Annotated in this window: 16 protein-coding genes; 8 read left to right on the forward strand and 8 right to left on the reverse strand. The window is 66.3% G+C overall.

The features are described from left to right. Positions 1–411: 411 nt before the first annotated feature. Positions 412–2400, forward strand: a complete 1989-nt coding sequence (locus tag J2X42_RS00320) for a beta-N-acetylglucosaminidase domain-containing protein (protein ID WP_310161030.1) — start codon at positions 412–414, stop codon at positions 2398–2400. A 59-nt stretch (positions 2401–2459) separates the two neighbouring features. After that, positions 2460–3026: an acyl-CoA thioesterase gene (locus J2X42_RS00325; protein ID WP_310161032.1), complete on the forward strand. Its 567-nt coding sequence runs from the start codon at positions 2460–2462 to the stop codon at positions 3024–3026. Between the two features lie 4 nt (positions 3027–3030). Here the strand turns inward: J2X42_RS00325 and J2X42_RS00330 are convergent, their stop codons facing one another. Both J2X42_RS00330 and J2X42_RS00335 read right to left on the reverse strand, forming a co-directional pair. Then, positions 3031–3831 (reverse strand): ABC transporter permease subunit, encoded by an 801-nt coding sequence (locus J2X42_RS00330; protein WP_310161034.1) that lies wholly within the window; start codon positions 3829–3831, stop codon positions 3031–3033. After that, positions 3828–4751, reverse strand: coding sequence for an ABC transporter ATP-binding protein (locus tag J2X42_RS00335; protein WP_310161037.1), 924 nt, complete (start codon positions 4749–4751; stop codon positions 3828–3830). The genes J2X42_RS00330 and J2X42_RS00335 overlap by 4 nt, the downstream gene beginning before the upstream one ends. A gap of 161 nt (positions 4752–4912) precedes the next feature. On the opposite strand from J2X42_RS00335, the gene trxA reads away from it, so the two are divergent. After that, a complete protein-coding gene (trxA, locus tag J2X42_RS00340; protein WP_310161039.1) occupies positions 4913–5344 on the forward strand; it encodes a thioredoxin in 432 nt (143 codons plus the stop codon). Positions 5345–5433: 89 nt separating this feature from the next. Here the strand turns inward: trxA and J2X42_RS00345 are convergent, their stop codons facing one another. Beyond that, entirely contained in the window at positions 5434–5712 is a 279-nt protein-coding gene (locus J2X42_RS00345) for an antibiotic biosynthesis monooxygenase (RefSeq protein ID WP_310161040.1), read from the reverse strand. Between the two features lie 104 nt (positions 5713–5816). Here J2X42_RS00345 and J2X42_RS00350 point away from each other — a divergent pair, with 104 nt between their 5' ends. Both J2X42_RS00350 and J2X42_RS00355 read left to right on the forward strand, forming a co-directional pair. After that, the gene (locus J2X42_RS00350) at positions 5817–7493 is read left to right on the forward strand and encodes an AMP-binding protein (RefSeq protein WP_310161041.1); all 1677 of its coding nucleotides are present in this window, start codon (positions 5817–5819) and stop codon (positions 7491–7493) included. Between the two features lie 133 nt (positions 7494–7626). Further along, a complete protein-coding gene (locus J2X42_RS00355; RefSeq protein ID WP_310161044.1) occupies positions 7627–8541 on the forward strand; it encodes a hypothetical protein in 915 nt (304 codons plus the stop codon). A gap of 70 nt (positions 8542–8611) precedes the next feature. On the opposite strand, the gene J2X42_RS00360 is transcribed toward J2X42_RS00355, so the two are convergent. Further along, positions 8612–10093 carry a multicopper oxidase family protein gene (locus J2X42_RS00360; RefSeq protein ID WP_310161046.1) on the reverse strand — a complete coding sequence of 494 codons (1482 nt, stop codon included), beginning with the start codon at positions 10091–10093 and terminating at the stop codon, positions 8612–8614. After that, entirely contained in the window at positions 10077–10544 is a 468-nt protein-coding gene (locus J2X42_RS00365; RefSeq protein ID WP_310161049.1) for a hypothetical protein, read from the reverse strand. The genes J2X42_RS00360 and J2X42_RS00365 overlap by 17 nt, the downstream gene beginning before the upstream one ends. A gap of 177 nt (positions 10545–10721) precedes the next feature. Between J2X42_RS00365 and J2X42_RS00370 the strand changes: the two genes are divergently transcribed. Together J2X42_RS00370 and J2X42_RS00375 are read left to right on the forward strand one after the other, a co-directional pair. Continuing rightward, positions 10722–12767: a histidine kinase gene (locus J2X42_RS00370; RefSeq protein WP_310161050.1), complete on the forward strand. Its 2046-nt coding sequence runs from the start codon at positions 10722–10724 to the stop codon at positions 12765–12767. Then, positions 12760–13452, forward strand: a complete 693-nt coding sequence (locus J2X42_RS00375; RefSeq protein WP_310161053.1) for a response regulator transcription factor — start codon at positions 12760–12762, stop codon at positions 13450–13452. The genes J2X42_RS00370 and J2X42_RS00375 overlap by 8 nt, the downstream gene beginning before the upstream one ends. Positions 13453–13535: 83 nt before the next feature. Here J2X42_RS00375 and J2X42_RS00380 read toward each other — a convergent pair whose 3' ends face one another. The 3 genes from J2X42_RS00380 to J2X42_RS00390 all read right to left on the reverse strand — a co-directional run bounded on the left by J2X42_RS00380 (position 13536) and on the right by J2X42_RS00390 (position 16378). After that, on the reverse strand, positions 13536–14342 hold the full coding sequence (locus J2X42_RS00380) for an ABC transporter permease (protein WP_310161056.1): 807 nt from the start codon (positions 14340–14342) through the stop codon (positions 13536–13538). After that, complete coding sequence (locus J2X42_RS00385; RefSeq protein WP_310161059.1) at positions 14342–15310, reverse strand: ATP-binding cassette domain-containing protein; 969 nt, start codon at positions 15308–15310, stop codon at positions 14342–14344. The genes J2X42_RS00380 and J2X42_RS00385 overlap by 1 nt, the downstream gene beginning before the upstream one ends. Positions 15311–15406: 96 nt before the next feature. Beyond that, complete coding sequence (locus J2X42_RS00390; protein ID WP_310161060.1) at positions 15407–16378, reverse strand: 3-methyladenine DNA glycosylase; 972 nt, start codon at positions 16376–16378, stop codon at positions 15407–15409. A 134-nt stretch (positions 16379–16512) separates the two neighbouring features. On the opposite strand from J2X42_RS00390, the gene J2X42_RS00395 reads away from it, so the two are divergent. After that, on the forward strand, positions 16513–16905 hold the full coding sequence (locus tag J2X42_RS00395; RefSeq protein WP_310161064.1) for a VOC family protein: 393 nt from the start codon (positions 16513–16515) through the stop codon (positions 16903–16905). The last annotated feature ends 33 nt before the right edge of the window (positions 16906–16938 follow it).

A 16938-nucleotide genomic window follows, 5' to 3' on the forward strand; every position in this document is an offset into this window, starting at 1 on the left:
ATGCGGTTCCGGTCAGTAACCGGCTCCGCGCAGGGATGCGCATGATGGGAGCCGCCCGCATACCCAGAAGATACGGAAGCTCCACTATGAAGCGGCATCATCCACCCCAGCTCGGAGGATGCGCCAGCAACTTTGTTTGGCCCTAGGAATTTCGAGTCTAGGAAGCGGCGGAGCAGGCGGCACGAGTAGGCATTACCCGAGTTTTTTGGAGGATTACTTGGCGCAAACGGATCGGATACCTACCCTTTCCGTTGCGGGTACTTGTGGGCCGCCTGGAGTGACGCAGAGAGCGCGGGTGCCTGCAGGGACTGGCCGGATATGCTGGCTCCCAGGGACGATGTCGTGGACCGGTCAACCCAGCCATGTCAGGCGGCATGGTCAGGCCCTGCAGTGGGGGAGAAGGTGCCATTCATGGCGTTAGGGCGGAAGCCGTTGAAGAGGCGTGTAAGTACGGACGGCCCGAAGCTGATGACGTCTTTGCTGGTTTCCGTCCTGGTCCTGCTGGGATTCGCCGCAGACCGGCACCCGGATCCCCGTCCTCCACAGCTGTCCGCCGAATCCGTGCGGGTGTTTCCAACGCCGCAGAGTATTGAAGCCGCCAGGACGTCTGTGTCGCTGAGTGGGCGTGTCGTGATTGACCAAGGACCGGGGACCGATAACGCCGCCCTTGAGATCGTCACGCAGATGATCGCCAAAGCCGGCGGCACCTTGGAAGCGCCCGATGCTGCCGCCTACAAAACAAGCCATACCCGGGTCTACATCGGCACGCCTGAGGACAACGTGTCCATCGGCCCTGCTTTGGCGGCCATGGACGTCGACAGCGCGGAAGCACTCGATAAGCCGGAGGGCTACGTTGTGGCCGCAGGCTGGGATGGCCGACAACCTGCAATCGTGCTGGCCGGGCATGACCAGGATGGTGTTTTCTACGCGGCGCAGACCTTGAGGGAGGTCGCGGAGGATTTGGGTGGGGTTCCCGTCGTCATTAAGGACTGGCCGCTTATGAGCATCCGTGGCGTGGTGGAGGGTTTTTACGGCTTGCCGTGGACACACCAGGCCCGGCTGGATCAGTTGGAGTTCTATGGCCGGCACAAGCTGAACACCTACATGTACTCTCCCAAGAATGACCCCTTGCTTCGCGGAGACTGGCGCCAGCAATACACCGGCCGCCAGTTGGAGGAGTTATCGGAGCTCATTCAGAGCGCCGCACGGAACCATGTGAGATTTGTCTTCGCCCTCTCACCGGGGACGGATATCTGCTATTCGGACCAGGCGGACCTGGAGTCAGCGCTGGGTAAACTGCAGGCCGTGCACGGGCTGGGGGTCAAGACTTTCGCAATTGCGTTGGATGACATTGATTTGGACCTGCAATGCATGGACGACCGCGCGGCGAACATGGACGGCGAACGTGGACTCGCCGCAGCGCAGGCGGCCTTCCTCAACAGCATCAATAGCCAATTCGTGCAGGAAAATCCGGATGTCAACCCACTCGAGATGGTGCCGACCAAATTCAACGGTGTGGCGACCGACCCCTACAGGGAGGAACTCGGCGGCGACCTGGACGCTGGCGTCCTGGTGCAATGGACCGGCCCCGACATAGTGTCCCCGGCCATCACGTCCGAATCCGTGAAAGCGGCCAGCATGGCGTACGGCACCCCGGATCAACCTCGAGCTATTTTTCTTTGGGACAACTATCCCGTCAATGATTTTGCCCCGGACCGGCTGTTTCTGGGACCCGTAGTGGGCCGCAACCGGGATTTGTATACCGTGGTCCCGGGGATCACCGCCAATCCGATGGTTCAGTCTTATGCCTCCATGCCGGCGCTTGCCAGCTTTGCAGACTACATGTGGAATGGTCCGCGATCAGACGGCGAGGATTCCTGGAATGCCGCCCTCGAAGGGATTGCCGGAGCGGACAAGGACGTCCAGGATGCGGTCAAGACGTTCGCAGATCTCAACAGGCACTGGACCATTGATGAGCTGACGGCGAAGTCCCCGCTGCTCGCGGCAGACATGGAGGAGTTCTGGCGGTCCTACGAGGGCGGCACGTTTGATGACTCGGCGCTGGAACGCCGGGCGGCAACGATCAGCAGGCTTCCTGACGTCCTTTCACGTGTGCCGGTGCAGGGCTTCTACAACGACGCCATTCACTGGATTGACTCAGCAGCCGGCTACGGTGAGGCACTGCGAAGCGCCATCACCATGCTCGCAGCAGCGGAGCAAGGCGATGCCGTGGCTGTGGCCGATGCCCGCTCGATGCTGGATACCGCCGTCGAGCGGGCAAGCCAGGCCACCCAGCCGGCGATCGATAGCCCACTGCTGAAGCCCAGAGTCGGGGACGGCTTGTTCGAAGCCTTCCTTGAGCGGGCAATCGCGGAATCGGATCGCCGCGTAGGCCGATAGATGTCTGAAGGATGAAAGCCGGGCCTTGCCCCAAAGTTACTGATGGGTAACATTGAGGGATGCACCTGCTTCTGCGCACCCTCCTGATGCTGTTCACGTCCGCCCGCCGCTCCGCGCTGACCATCTGGGACCCCTCGTCCCTGCCGCTGCGCGTCCTGCCCACCGACATCGACATCGCCATGCACGTCAACAACGGCATGTACTTTTCCCTCATGGACCTGGGCCGGTTCGACCTCATGGTCCGCAGCGGGGTATGGAAGAGGATGCGCCAGCGCGGCTGGACGCCGGTGGCGGCGGGGGAGACCATCGCCTTCCGGAAGTCCCTGCAGCTCTGGCAGCAGTACACCATCGAAACCAGGATCCTTGGGCTGGACGCCAAGGCCATCTACTTTGAACAGCGCATGGTGTCCGACGGCGAGATTTACGCCCGTGCGTACATCGCCACCCGCCTGGTCAGCAAAGGCAAACCCGTCAGCCAGGACGAGATCCTGCGCGAGTTCGGCCAGCCCCCGGCCGATCTTGTGCTCCCGGAATGGATCCACGAGTGGCGCGAGACAAACGCCCTGCCCGGCAGCCGGACGCCGGCCCCGCACCTCTGGGAGGGCAGCGCCCGCCCGGCGCGCTGACCGGCTACGCGCCGACGTCGCGCCTGCTCACCGCGAACGCGGCCACGGCCACCAAACCTGCTGAAATTCCCCAGAGCCATCCGGCCGCAGCCCAGTCCGCCCCGTTGGCCACCGGCGAATTCCCGTAGGCCCAGTGGTAGGGGCTGAGGTTGAGCAGCCACTCCACATCCTCGCTCTGCCGGCCGACGGCGTTGAACACGTACCCCAGGACACCCACGGCGGCGCCGGCGGCCAGCCCGTAGGTCCGCCGTCCTGACACGGCGCCAGCGCACAGCGCGGCGGTTCCGCTCAGGAGCGCCAGGCCGGCGAACAGCACTGCCGCACCGAACAGGTTTTCGGGCCGGATGTCGAGTTGGGCCGAATCGTTGAGCAGCCGGACCAGCACAAAGACCAGCGCCGCGAGCAGCAGCACGCGCAGGAACAGGGACAATGCGCGTTCCAGCACCACCTGGACGCGGGTCACGCCGTGGGCGAGAGTCAGTTCCAGCTGGCCGGATTCCTCGTCGCCGCCCACGGCCGCGGCACCCCACCCGACGGAGGCGATGGTCATCAGCAGGAACCCGATCAGCCCGTAGAGCGTGGCCTGCGTGTAGCCGGGGCCGGTGGCGATCTGGTCGTAGTTCAGCGCCTTGGTCATCTCGGCCGGGAGGGCATCGATCATGTCCTGCATCTGCGCGCTCCCGCCGATGGACGGGTACAGCGGCAGGTAAAGGAACGTGGCGGCTGCCAGCCCGGCTGCCCAGCCGAGGGTGGAGCGCCAGGTGTCAAAAAAGGCCCGGCGGAACAGCGGCAGGGTGGTGCTCACGTGGCGGCCTCCTGCGGGCTCGAATACATTTTCAGCACCGATTCCTCCAGGTCAGGCTCCTCCAGGACAAGATCGGTGAGCTGCAGGGACGAAAGCGCCTGGACCAGCGGCTGGATCCCTCCTTCCAGTGTGGCCGTCAGGGTGACGGCGCTGCCGGACTCCAGTACCTCCACGTGTCCGACGCCCGGCACCGCACCCACCAGCGCGCCGGCGTCGTGCGCGGTAATTCCGGTAGCCGAGAGCCGGACGTGCCGCACGGCACCTTCCCGGAGCCCGTTCACCGACTCCACCGCGATGATCCGGCCGTCCCGGAGGATGGCCACCGTGTCCGCCGTCTGCTGGACCTCGCTGAGGACGTGGGAGCTGAGGAAGATGGTCTGGCCCTTGTGCTGGGCTTCGCGCATCATGGCGTGGAACTCCTGCTGCACCAGGGGGTCCAGGCCGCTGGTGGGCTCATCGAGGACCAGGAGCTCGGGATCGTGCATAAACGCCTGGACCAGGCCCAGTTTCTGCTTATTGCCCTTGGACAGCTTGCGGGTGTGGCTGTCCAGGTCCAGGCCCAGCCGTTCGGCCAGCGCATCGATCCTGCCCGGAGCCACCGGACCGCTGATCGCCTGGTAGTGGGCCAGGAGCTTCCGGCCCGTGACGCGGCCCTCCAGGAACAGCTCGCCCGGAAGGTACCCGATCCGGCGGCGGAGCTCCGTACCTCCCTCGCGGGGGTCCTTGCCGAGGACCCGGACCTCCCCGGACGTGGGGCGGATGATGTCCAGCAGGCAGCGCATGGTGGTGGTCTTGCCCGCGCCGTTGGGGCCGATGACGCCGAACACGGAGCCGGCCTCGACGGCGAAATCCACGCCGTGAAGCACCTCCCGGCGGCCGAATTTCTTGGTCAGCGACCTGGTGGAGATAGCGTGGGCCATACACCCCTCCTGTTGATGGCAGCCGGCGGCTGATGACCCCAAGGGTAGGCTCAGCGGCCCGTGCTGTATATGGGGCGCCCGGTTATTCCCGATGACGCGGGAAGCGAACAGGGTACCCCCGGCCGCGACATTCCATGGCCTGCTCGCGTACCGTTGAAGGCATGGCTACCGTTGACATCACCAGTGATCAGTTCGCATCGACCATCGAAGGCAATGACATTGTCCTGGTGGACTTCTGGGCTGAATGGTGCGGTCCGTGCAAGCAGTTCGGGCCCACGTACAGCGCAGTGTCGGAGAAGCACTCCGACGTCCTGTTCACCAAGGTGGACACCGAGGCCGAGCAGCAGCTCGCCGCCGAGGCCGGCATCACGTCCATCCCCACGCTGATGGCGTTCCGCGAAAAGGTCCTGGTCTTCTCGCAGCCGGGCGCACTTAATGCCCAGCAGCTGGAGCAGGTGGTTGACGCCGTCAAGGCCCTGGACATGGACGAGGTGCACGCGCACGTGGCGCGCTCGCAGGCAGAAGCCGCTGCGGCGGCCGCCGGCAGCAAGCCGGCCGGCCCGCAGGACGGCACCCAGATCCCGGATCTCTAAGCCGCCCTTAACAGCAGCGCGGGGTCACTTCGCGCCCAAAAACCGCGGTTCTTTGGGCGCGAAGTGACCCCGCGTTTTTGTTCGGAAGGCTACAGGCGTTCCAGCTTGACGGGCTCCGCGAGCAGCGCGCTCAGGGATTCGTTCAGGTCCTGGACGGCCGTGCCCTTGGAGTGCTTTTCCAGCAGTTCCTCGGATTCCCACTGCTCCGTCAGGACCAGCTTCTCGTCGGTGGCCTCGGTCAGCTCGTAGCGGATGCAGCCGGGCTCATTCACCACCTCGTCGATGGCGATTTCCAGGGCGAGCTTCACACGGAGGAACTCGCCGTCGTTGGGGATGAACGTTGCCTGCAGGTCGATGGGTGCACTCATGGATTTCACAATACCGGGCCGCCGGCCGCCGGCCGTTCCTGTTTACGCGCGGACACCCACCTGTTGCGCTTCTCTTGCCCGGCTGCTGTTGGTAGCGTGCCAGCATGCGCGCTTATACAGCCGGGGACACTGACGTCCCGCTGCTCGAAGAGACCATCGGCACGAACTTTGAGCGGGTGGTGGCCCGGTTTCCCTTCCATGACGCGCTGATCGAAGCCGCGGCGGTTCCAGGCGCCGACGCCCGGCGCTGGAGCTACACCAAGATGAACGACGACGTCGACCGCCTCGCCCGTGCGCTCCTCGCCCTGGGCATCGCCAAGGGTGACCGGGTGGGCATCTGGAGCCCGAACTGCGCCGAGTGGACGCTGCTGCAGTACGCCACGGCGAAGGCCGGCGCCATCCTGGTTAACGTCAATCCCGCCTACCGCAGCCACGAGCTGGAGTTCGTGGTCAAGCAGAACGGCATGCGCCTGCTGGTCACGGCGCCGTCGGACCGGACCAGTGACTATGTGGGGATGGCCCGCCGGGCGCTCGCGGAGTGCCCGGACCTGCGGCAACTGGTGTTCCTGCCGGATTCGGGCGTGGACGGGCTCGACGCCGGTGTTCCGGCAACCGACGCGGAGCTCACGTACGCCGAGCTGCTCAAGCGGGCTGACGACGTCGCGCATTCCGGCCTCAAGGCGAGGATGGCGGAACTGGAACCGCATGATCCCGTCAACCTGCAGTACACCTCCGGGACCACGGGCTTCCCGAAGGGCGCAACGCTGACGCACCACAACATCCTGAACAACGGCTACTCCATCGGTGAGCTGCTGGGCTACACAGAACACGACCGGGTGGTGATTCCCGTGCCGTTCTACCACTGCTTCGGAATGGTGATCGGCAACCTGGCGGCGCTCAGCCACGGCGCGGCCACCATCATTCCCGGCCGCGGCTTCAGCCCGGCGGCCGCGCTGGAGGCTGTGCAGGACTTCGGCGGGACGTCGCTGTACGGGGTACCCACGATGTTCATCGCCGAGCTGGCGCTTCCGGACTTCGCCTCCTACGACCTCGCATCGCTCCGCACCGGCGTGATGGCCGGATCGGTGTGCCCCGTTGAGGTGATGAACCGGGTGATTTCGGAGATGCACATGGTGGATGTGGCCATCTGCTACGGCATGACCGAGACCTCGCCGGTGTCCACCATGACCCGGGACGGGGACACGTTGCAACAGCGCACCGAGACGGTGGGCCGCACCATGCCGCGGCTGGAAAGCCAGGTCATTGACCCCGGCTCCGGCGAGGTGCTGGAGCGCGGGCAGATCGGCGAGCTGTGCACGCGCGGCTATGCGGTGATGCAGGGGTACTGGGACCAGCCGGACAAGACCGCGGAAGCCATCGACGCCGACGGCTGGATGCATACCGGGGACCTCGCCCGGATGGACGACGGCGGCTACGTGGTCATCGAGGGCAGGATCAAGGACATGGTGATCCGCGGGGGCGAGAACATCTACCCGCGCGAGATCGAGGAGTTCCTCTACAGCCACCCGTCCATCCAGGACGTGCAGGTCATCGGGGTCCCCGATGCCAAATACGGCGAGGAACTGATGGCCTGCATCATCCTCACGCCCGGCGCTGAACCGCTGGACGCGGCCGCCGTCGCCGAGTTCTGCCGGGGTAAGCTGGCGCATTACAAGATCCCGCGCTACGTGGACGTCCGCGAAAGCTTCCCCATGACAGTGTCCGGGAAGATCCGCAAGGTGGAGATGCGCGAGGAAGCCGTCATCCGCCTCGGCCTCTGAGAAGCAACGCGGGGTCACTTTCCGCCCGATAATTGGGCTTCTTTGGGCCGGAAGTGACCCCGCGTTGCCGGGGGCGGGTGCGGCCTGTGGATAACTTCTGAAGATATTCCTCAGGGAGTGCACACTGGGTGGCATGGTTACCGCGAAGCCACTGCCCGAGGATCTCGCCAAGCTGCCATTCACCGTCTATCAGGCACGGGCCCTGGGTGTTGGAGCGAAGCGTTTGCAGGCGAAGGACCTGGTTGGCGCCGGGCGGCTGATTCACGCGCACGCCGGCCGGGACGTTTCGTTGATTGATCGGGCACGCGTGCTGTGCGCTGCCACCCCGGACGCCTGGGTGTCCCACGAGACGGCGGCTGTCTTCTTCGATTTGGGCCTTCCGCCCTGGCTGGGCCATGAGCCGCGCATCCACCTCAGCAAGCCGCATGGACTGCCCAGGGTCCGGCGGGCCGGCATCATCGGTCACCGTGTCCACGTGATTCCGGGCGAAGTGGTGGAGATTGATGGGGTCAGGGTCAGCGGGCCCGCCCGGACGTGGCTTGACCTGGCCCATGAGCTGCCCCTGCGATACATAGTGGCAATGGGAGACCAACTGATCCGCATTCCACACCCTGAGCTGGAGTTCCGGAGCGTGCCGCTCGCCTACAAAGACGGGCTGCGCCTGTTGATCCGGCAGCATCCCAACATGAAAGGTGTTGAAAAGGCGCGGCTGGCCTTGGAGGAGATGCGGGTGGGGTCGGATTCGTTCCCCGAAACGTTCCTCCGGCTCGCGCTCCTGGACGCGCACCTGCCCGAACCCGAGTTGCAGCTGCGCCTTGATCCCGGCGATCCCTGGTCGCCCGCAGCGGACCTTGGTTTTCGACAGCACCGGATCGCGGTGCAGTACGACGGCGCGCATCACCTCACGAGGGAACAGCAGTCGCGCGATAACCGCCGCGACGAATTTTTCATCAGGGCCGGCTGGTCCTATTTCAAGCCGAACGCAGATGACCTCGCGGACAATTTTCAGGAACTCATCGCCAGAATCAAACGCGCCCGCCGCTCCTAACCGCAACGCGGGGTCACTTTTGGCCCGATGTTCGGGGTTTATCGGGCCAAAAGTGACCCCGCGTTGGGTTTTACTCGGGCTGGTTGCCGGCGCCGCCGTTGATCGTGAACGGTGTTGTGACTCCCTCGTACATCACGTGGGCCACGAGGCCGTCGACGGCGTGCTGGAGCGTGTGGCAGTGGTCGCTCCAAATGCCGGGGTTGTCGGCGACGAAGGCGATCCCGTACGTCTCGCCGGGGTGGACGTCGAGTGAGTCGACCCACCAGGGGCTTCCGGAAGCCGGCGTGCCGTCGCGTGAAAGCACGACGGCGTGGTGGCCGTGCAGGTGCATCGGATGGACCTCACCTGACTCGTTGACGACCCGCATCGCCACGACGTCCCCCTGGCGCACGTGGAACATGGGCACGTCGGGGAAGAGCTGTCCGTTGATTGTCCAGAAGTTGCCGGGCCTGCCGTCGATGAGGCCCAGGCGGCGTCCGATCACGTAGTCGAACGTGCGGTCCGGTGACTGCGGGTCGACGCCGAGCGGGGCAGGGTCGCCGTAGGCCAGCAGGTCGAGTGTCTCGGCTGGCTGCCGCGCGGGCGGCGCTCCGGCTGCCGGGTCGCCGATGGAGATGCTCCGCGCCCCGCCGACGTGCAGGCGCACCGAACCGGTAGCAGGGGCCTGCACCGTGACATCCAGCCGGCCGCCGGCGGGAATGAGTACTTTTCGGCCGTCGACGGCGGCCGGGGCGTTCACGTCGTGCCCGTCGGTTGCGGCAACCCGGAAGGGAGCAGCTGACCAGACTGCGGCAGTGCCCTGGTCGGTGTTAATAACCCGGACCCGCACGGTGGTGCCGGGTCTGGCTGGCAAGTGCTCGTCCTGGACGCGCCCGTTGAGGGTGTGCTGGCCGCCGTAGACGTGCAGCAGCGCGACGGCCTCGGCGTCGTGCTGGCTCGACGGCGGCGCTGCGGGTTCGATGACGACCGCACCGAGCAGCCCGCCCTCCACCTGCTCGTGCGAGACCTGGTGTGAGTGGTACCAGTACGTGCCGGCGTCGACGGCGATGAACCGGTAGACATGGCGGCCGCCGACAGGGACGGCGTCCTGGGTGGTTCCCGCGACCCCGTCAGCTTCATTGGGCACATCCACACCGTGCCAGTGCAAGGTGGCACCGGCCGGGACCGACTCGTTGACGAACACCGCCTCGATGAGGTCGCCCTGCCGGGCGCGGATTGTCGGTCCCGGGGACGTGCCGTTGACGGTGTACCCCTCAACCGGGCGGCCGCCGGGGATATCGATCGTCTGCCGCCGGGCGACGAGGTCGACCCGGACGTCAGGGGCCCGAAGCGGGTCGGCGATCAGTTCAGTCACGCTGACGTCACCGGCAGGGCTTTCGCCGGCGCCGGCAGCGGTGACGGAGCCATGGACATGGGCGGCCTGACCGCCCATGTCCATCACCGAGTACTCGCCCAGCAGCGTCGAGCTCCACACCAGCGCACCCAGGCCGAGCGCACCGGTCAGCGCGAGGCCGGCGGCAACGCGTCGGACGAGGTCATGTCGCGATGACATCGGCGGCAGGCTCCTCGGCACCGGTCATTGCGGACCGCCTGATCCGCATCGCCGCATATATGGCGGTCAGGAGCACGGCCAGCGCATTCGCACCGTGGACCAGGCCAAGGTAGGGCATGTCAACGATTGAGTAACCGAGGGTGATCTGCAGCGCCACAAGTGCGAGCACGATGCCCGCCCATTTGCGTGCGCCGCGGGCCCTGACGAAGAAGGCGACGACGAGCAGCGCGACAGCTGCGAGCGGGATGACCATACCGCCTACGATGCCGTGGATCGGGAAGCCGAGCTCACCGGTGAACGTCGCCTGACGGCTCTCGACGAGGGCCTTGTCGATGACACCGCCATCCTGGATGTAGCGGCCCATGCCCCCGAAGGCGAAGGCGATCGACGCGGCCTGCACCGCAACGCCGCCGGCGATGATCCAGGCGATGGCCGAGTAGATCCTGCGCATGATGTCCTCCTCCTGTTTATGCGGCCGCCATTCCGCGGCGTCCGCTCGAGCCCACCGTAGGCGCCCGGAGGGTGGGGCCGGAACGCGGGTGGCCGCAGGGTAGCTGGAGGCCAGCCACCATAGGGGTTGGGTAGGTACCCCCTCCCGGGAACCGCGATGGAGGCGGATCATAGGACTGTGCTCCGAAGATGGGGATTAGTCGCCACGCTGGCTCCGATCGGAGCGGCGTCCCTCATCTACGTCGTCATTGTCCGCGGATTCGTCGAATCGGCCGCTGACCACGGCCTTGGCTGGCCCCTGTTGGGCATTCTGCCGACGTTTGTGTTCGGCGTCTGGCTGCTCACGGTGTCCCCGTCCCGGTCCGCCGTGTTCATCGCCGTGGCCGCCACTGCCATGGCCGCAGGTTCGGCATACGAGACGTTCGTCCAGCGGAACACCGGGCTGATCCAGGAGCCATGGTTCCCGGCTTTCAACATGGTTGGACTGACGGCGGACGCAGTAGCAACCGCAGCCTTCCTCACCATGTTCGCTACCTATCCGACCGGCACTGCAGAGCGGCGGTGGCAACGCATCGCCGTACCTTTCCTCTGGGTCCCGGTGCTGGTCGGCCCGCTGACCTTGGCTACGACCCCGCACGTCGTGATGCAGGAATACATTGGCATCAACGGTGAGGGCATTCCCAATCAATTTGCTGTGCCCTGGCTCGAATGGGCCGCAGTGCCCGTGTACTACCTCGTCTACCAGCCCTGGCCGGCAGTTCTTCTCGGGCTTGGCGTGCTCTACTCACGCGCGCTCTTCGGCAATACGGCCGTCCGTTCGCGAATGCGCGTCATGACCTGGGTGGTCTCGGCGGCGCTGGCCAGCTTTGTTGTGTGGACGGTCGCCCCGCCGAACTGGCCCACCGCCGTCGCCGTCTTCGCATCACTCATTGCAGTGCCCCTCGCGGCCGTCCACGGCATTTTCCGGTACGGGGCGTTTGACATTGCTCCGGATGACCGCGGGCGCACAGTGGCTCGGTCGTCGGACCTGCTGATCACGGTCCTCTACGCGATTGGCACCGCGACGCCGGCCGTGCTGCTCGCCAGCAACCTGACGGCGACCGGTGCCGTCCTTCTCACCACGGTCCTCGCCGTCTGCCTGCTGCCGCTGCGCGGGCGGCTGCAGCGATGGATTCACCGCTCGGTCTTCGGCGACCGGGACCAACAGTTGGCATTGCTCAGCAGGCTCGGCACCCAGCTGGAACTGGCCGGAGATCCGCGGGAACTGCTCACCCGGCTCGCGGTTGCCGTACGTGATGGCCTCGACGCCTCCTGGGTCCGGATCTTCGTCTCAGGACCGGGCGGCACGCTCGCCGGGTCGCCGATGGGCGCTGCCGGCCAGGCGGCCGGCGCGCCCGTTGAATCGTGCGTCCTGGTACAGGCCGATGAGGCACTGGGACGCATCGAGGTAGGCCCGCGACGGCGTGGAGAATACAGCGACGCCGAAAGGGCACTGCTCCGCACAGTCGCCGGGCAGGCCGCGGCTTCGGTTGCCAACGTCCGCCTCAGTGCGCAACTCGCCGATCAACTCAGCGATCTGACCGAGTCCCGGGAACGGCTCGTCGCCGCGCAGGATGACGAGCGCAGACGCCTGGAGCGCGACCTGCATGACGGGATCCAGCAGAACGTGGTGGCGCAGATCGCCGGGCTCCGGCTCGCCAGGAACCGGCTGCAGCGCGGGGAGCTCACGGCGGACGAACTGGCAGGCCTGCAGGACCAGGCCCGGGAAACGCTCACTGACCTGCGGGAACTGGCGCACGGCATCCACCCGCCCGTACTGAGCGACAACGGCCTCGTCGCGGCCATCGAATCGGGCGTGGCGAAGTTCCCGATCCCGCTCACCGTGGACGCGGATGACGGCGTCCGCACCGAGCGGTTCCCTGAGGATGTGGAGACGACGGCGTACTACGTGGTCCGGGAGGCGCTGGCAAACACGGCGAAGCACGCGAACGCGACCCTCGCCTCAGTCGGGCTGGTCCGCAGTAACGGGCATCTGCAGATTGCGATCAGGGACGACGGGTGCGGCATCGGCTCCCTCGTGCCTGCCGCCCGCGGCGGCCTGGCGAACATCCGCGACCGGGTGGCGGCGCTGCGGGGCAGTGTGGATGTCTCGGCCAATGAACCGTCAGGCACCACCGTGCTGGTCGAGCTCCCGGTCGAGGGGCAGGGGGAGCGCGATGGATGAGTCGGGGGTGCTACGGGTGGTCATCGCCGAGGACAACTACCTGGTCCGCGAAGGTATCCGCCGTCTGCTGGAGGACTCCGGCGAGATCGATGTTGTCGCGTGCACAGGCAACGCGACTGAGCTGTTGGATGCAGTTCGCCGGTTCTCCCCGGACGCGGTACTCACCGATATACGGATGCCGCCGGGCCATCACATGGAGGGCATCTCCGCGGCCCGCGCGATCCGGGCCGCTCACCCGGACACAGGCGTGGTGGTGCTGTCCCAGCACGCCGACGAAAGCTATGCGCTGGCGCTCTTCGCCGACGGCTCGGCGGGCCTTGGCTACTTGTTGAAGGACCGTGTTGGCGATCTTGAGGACCTCGTCCATGCGCTCCGTGAGGTCCATGCCGGCGGGTCCGTCATCGACTCGCAGATCGTTGACACCCTGGTGCGGCGCCGCAGTGCCGGCGCGGCGAACCCGCTCGCCGAGTTGTCACCCCGCGAGCTGGACGTGCTGCGGGAGATGGCGCAGGGACGGACCAACGCCGGCATCGAACAGTCGCTCTACCTGTCCTCGTCCACCGTGGAGAAGCACGTCAACTCAATCTTCACCAAGCTCCGCCTTCCCGCGACAGGCGTGCACCGCAGGGTGGCCGCGGTCCTCGCCTTCCTGCAAAGGAACGGCGGGGACCCGCCGGCCTCCTAAAGCAACGCGGGGTCACTTTTGGCCCGATAATCGAGGGTTATCGGGCCAAAAGTGACCCCGCGTTGCCTTAGGGGAGGGAGTGCTCAGCTGATGTTGCGGTTGATCGCGCGGATACCAACCACCAGCCCGACGGCGGCAGTCACCGATGCGGCGAGCAGGCCCAGTAGCGTGTCGGCCCCGACGCTGCCGGCGAACAGTTCCCGCTCGGCGTTCACCAGGTAGGTCAGCGGGTTGAACAGGCTGGCCGTTTTCATCCAGGCCGGGCCTGCTTCGATGGGCAGCATGATGCCGGAGAGGATCATCAGCGGGAACAGCAGAGTCTGCTGCACGCCCCAGAAGATCCACTCCTTGTTCTGCGAGACGAGCGCCAGGGCGTAGGACAGCGCGCCGAGCCCGATGCCGAAGATCCCCAGGATCACCAGCCCCGCCAGCACATGCAGCGGGTAAAACACGAAGCCGAACGGGATGCAGACCAGGGCGATGAGCAACCCCTGCACCACCAGCGGCGCCCACTCCTTCAGCGCCCTCCCGATCATCAGGGAGGAACGGGACAACGGCGTGGCCAGGATCCGCTCGTACGAACCGGTCATGAGCTCGTACTGCAGGTTGGAGCCGGTCATGGACGTGCCGAACAGGGCAATCATCACCACCACCCCGGGCAGGAACCACTGGAGGGTGGACTGGCCGCCGAAAGCCGGCGCGCCCACGGCAGCACCAAGCAGCGGGCCGAACAGGCCAAGGAACACCAGCGGCTGGATCAGCGAAAAAATCAGTGAGAACGGATCCCGCAGCGGCAGCAGCATCTCGCGCCAGAACACGTACTTGGTGTCGCGCAGGACCTGGCCGAGGCTGGGTTTCCTCAGGACGTCCGGAGGGCTTTGGACACTCATCAGCGGTCTGCTCCTTCCCGCAGGTTGCGGCCGGTCAGTTCCAGGAACACGTCGTCCAGCGTCGGCGGTTTCAGCTCCAGCGACTGGGCGGGAGCGCCGGCGTCGTGCATTTCCTTCAGCAGGGCCGGCGCCAGCCGGGCACCTTCGGTGAGCCGGAGACGGAAGCGGACGACGCCGTCGTACACGTTTTCACTGATCTCACCGCCCGCGGCGGCCCTGCCGAGCAGCCCGCGCACGCCGGGGGCGGATTCCGCCGCCACTTCGACTGCCAGAAGGTCGCCGGCGAGGTTTGCCTTCAGCCGGGCAGCCGTGTCGTCGGCGATGATCCGGCCGTGGTCGATCACGATCACGCGCTCGGACATCAGGTCGGCCTCGTCCATGTAGTGCGTGGTCAGGACGATGGTGGTCCCGTGTTCGGCGCGCATCCGCATGATGTGCTCCCACAGGTTGGCCCGGTTCTGCGGGTCCATGCCGGTGGATGGTTCGTCGAGGAACAGCAGACGCGGTGAGTGCATCAGTCCCAGGGCCACGTCCATGCGCCGCCGCTGGCCGCCGGACAGTTTGATGACTGTGCGTTTGGCAAGGTCGGTGAGGTCGAGGGACGTCAGCAGTTCCTGCGCGCGGGCGGAGGCGTCCGTGGTGTTCATGCCGTAGAAGCGGCCCTGCATCACGAGTTCGTCGATGACCCGGAAACTGTGGCCGCCGCCGTTGCCCTGGCCGATGTAGCCGATCCGGGCGCGCACTCCGGCCGGGTCCGCCGCGACGTCCACCCCTGCCACGGTTGCTGTGCCGGACGTGGGCCTGAGCAGGGTGGTCAGCATCCTTAGGGTGGTGGACTTGCCGGCGCCGTTGGGTCCGAGGAATGCCACGAGTTCGCCGGGGGCGACGTCGATGTCGACCCCTTTGACGGCTTCAACCGCTTCTTTTTTGACGATGAAGGTTTTGGTCAGCTTGTCGGTGTGGATCATGGGTGACTCCAGAGAATTTCGGAAATCCGGGGCTCTGGTGCGGGCTCCATGGCGCCACGCTATACCCATCGGTGGCGCGAGTCCACGGAAAAAGTGTCAGTGCCCGCGGTGGTCCTGGATGGTCATCCGCGGCCCGAACGTGGGTTTGCGGAACCCGCTCAGGCCGATCATCCGCACCACGCGCTGGCGGTGCCCTTTCCAGGGCTCAAGCAGCGCCAGCATGCCCGCATCATCCGTGCGCCTGCCGGTCAGCGCAGCGCCGACGTAGGCCGCGAGGTGGTAGTCGCCCACCGCGATGGAGTCCGGGCAGCCGTGGGTCCGCTGCACCACCTCCGCCGCGGTCCAGATCCCGACGCCGGGGATGACCTGCATTTTCGACGCCGCTTCCATGGACGGCAGCGCTGCGAGCCGTTCAAGCGCGACGGCGGAGCGCAGCGCCCGCATGACCGTTGCGGAACGCTGGGGGCCAACACCGGCCTTGTGCCATTCCCAGGACGGGATGCGCAGCCATTGTTCGGCAGTGGGCTGGACGCGGAGACCGGCGGGCGCGGCGCTGCCGGCGGCCGGGGCCGCGGACCCGTAGCGGTACATCAGGTACCGGTAGCCGCGGCGGGCCTCGATGACGGTGACCTTCTGCTCGAGGATGGTGGGCACCAGGGCGTCGACGATCCGGCCGGTTGAGGGCAGGCGGACGGCACGGTTCCGGCGCCGGGCCTCGCGGACCATCCGGGGGAGTGTGGCGTGGAAGGCCGGCTCGTCGAAGGCCGACCAGTCGTCCCCGGCGCCCAGGAGGCGGGGCACGCCCGCGATGCCGGCCCCGGAACCGGGCCCCCACGCCTGGGCGTCAACCGCCCCGTCCGCCGCACTGGTGAGGCGCAGCGAAACCGGGCCGTCCGGCGTCGTAAATGCCGTCCAGAACCCGTCCGGCCCGGACGAGAACGACGGATCCCCGGTGCCGCGCAGGAGCACTCCCAATGTCTGCGAAAGGCTGTAGGGGCCATCCGGATGCCACCGCAGGGAGGCGTCCGCGGCGGCGGCCAGCCTGGCGGGTGCAGCTGCGATGGTCATACAGCAATCGTCCCACGGTGGACTGACAAAACGCGTTCCGGAGCCCCCTTACCGGCCACGGATGCCAGGACTAGACTCCATCGTGTGGCGCGGGGTGTCCGCGCCCTTCCCCCTCGCATTCAAAGGAGCATGCAGTGGCCGGAGTTGTGCATTTCGAGATCCCCGCCGACAACAAGGAACGCGCCAACTCGTTCTACGAAAGCGCGTTTGGTTGGAACCTGGTGCCCATGCAGGGGATGGACTACACCAGCGCCATTACTACACCGTCGGACGAACAGACAGGCATGCCAAGCGCGCCAGGTGCCATCAACGGTGCCCTCTTCCCGCGCACGGACAACCTCAAAACGCCGATCATCACCATCGATGTGGACGACATTGACGCCGCGCTGGCAAAGGTGGAGTCCGCCGGGGGATCGGTGGCCCAGGCCAAGGATGCCGTTCCCGGCATGGGGTATTACGCCTACTTCAAGGACACCGAAGGCAACATCATGGGCCTTTGGCAGACCGATTCCACGGCAGGGAGCTGACCCGGGGCAAGGCCCGTCACCGGAGACGGTAAC

This window comes from Arthrobacter sp. BE255, assembly GCF_031457335.1.
Taxonomy (GTDB): Bacteria; Actinomycetota; Actinomycetes; order Actinomycetales; family Micrococcaceae; genus Arthrobacter.

Coding starts and splice junctions, on each gene's coding strand:
- J2X42_RS00320 (WP_310161030.1), top strand. CDS start 412: ATGGCGTTAGGGCGGAAGCCGTTGAAGAGGCGTGTAAGTACGGACGGC.
- J2X42_RS00325 (WP_310161032.1), top strand. CDS start 2,460: ATGCACCTGCTTCTGCGCACCCTCCTGATGCTGTTCACGTCCGCCCGC.
- J2X42_RS00335 (WP_310161037.1), bottom strand. CDS start 4,751: ATGGCCCACGCTATCTCCACCAGGTCGCTGACCAAGAAATTCGGCCGC.
- trxA (WP_310161039.1), top strand. CDS start 4,913: ATGGCTACCGTTGACATCACCAGTGATCAGTTCGCATCGACCATCGAA.
- J2X42_RS00345 (WP_310161040.1), bottom strand. CDS start 5,712: ATGAGTGCACCCATCGACCTGCAGGCAACGTTCATCCCCAACGACGGC.
- J2X42_RS00350 (WP_310161041.1), top strand. CDS start 5,817: ATGCGCGCTTATACAGCCGGGGACACTGACGTCCCGCTGCTCGAAGAG.
- J2X42_RS00355 (WP_310161044.1), top strand. CDS start 7,627: ATGGTTACCGCGAAGCCACTGCCCGAGGATCTCGCCAAGCTGCCATTC.
- J2X42_RS00360 (WP_310161046.1), bottom strand. CDS start 10,093: ATGTCATCGCGACATGACCTCGTCCGACGCGTTGCCGCCGGCCTCGCG.
- J2X42_RS00365 (WP_310161049.1), bottom strand. CDS start 10,544: ATGCGCAGGATCTACTCGGCCATCGCCTGGATCATCGCCGGCGGCGTT.
- J2X42_RS00375 (WP_310161053.1), top strand. CDS start 12,760: ATGGATGAGTCGGGGGTGCTACGGGTGGTCATCGCCGAGGACAACTAC.
- J2X42_RS00380 (WP_310161056.1), bottom strand. CDS start 14,342: ATGAGTGTCCAAAGCCCTCCGGACGTCCTGAGGAAACCCAGCCTCGGC.
- J2X42_RS00385 (WP_310161059.1), bottom strand. CDS start 15,310: ATGATCCACACCGACAAGCTGACCAAAACCTTCATCGTCAAAAAAGAA.
- J2X42_RS00390 (WP_310161060.1), bottom strand. CDS start 16,378: ATGACCATCGCAGCTGCACCCGCCAGGCTGGCCGCCGCCGCGGACGCC.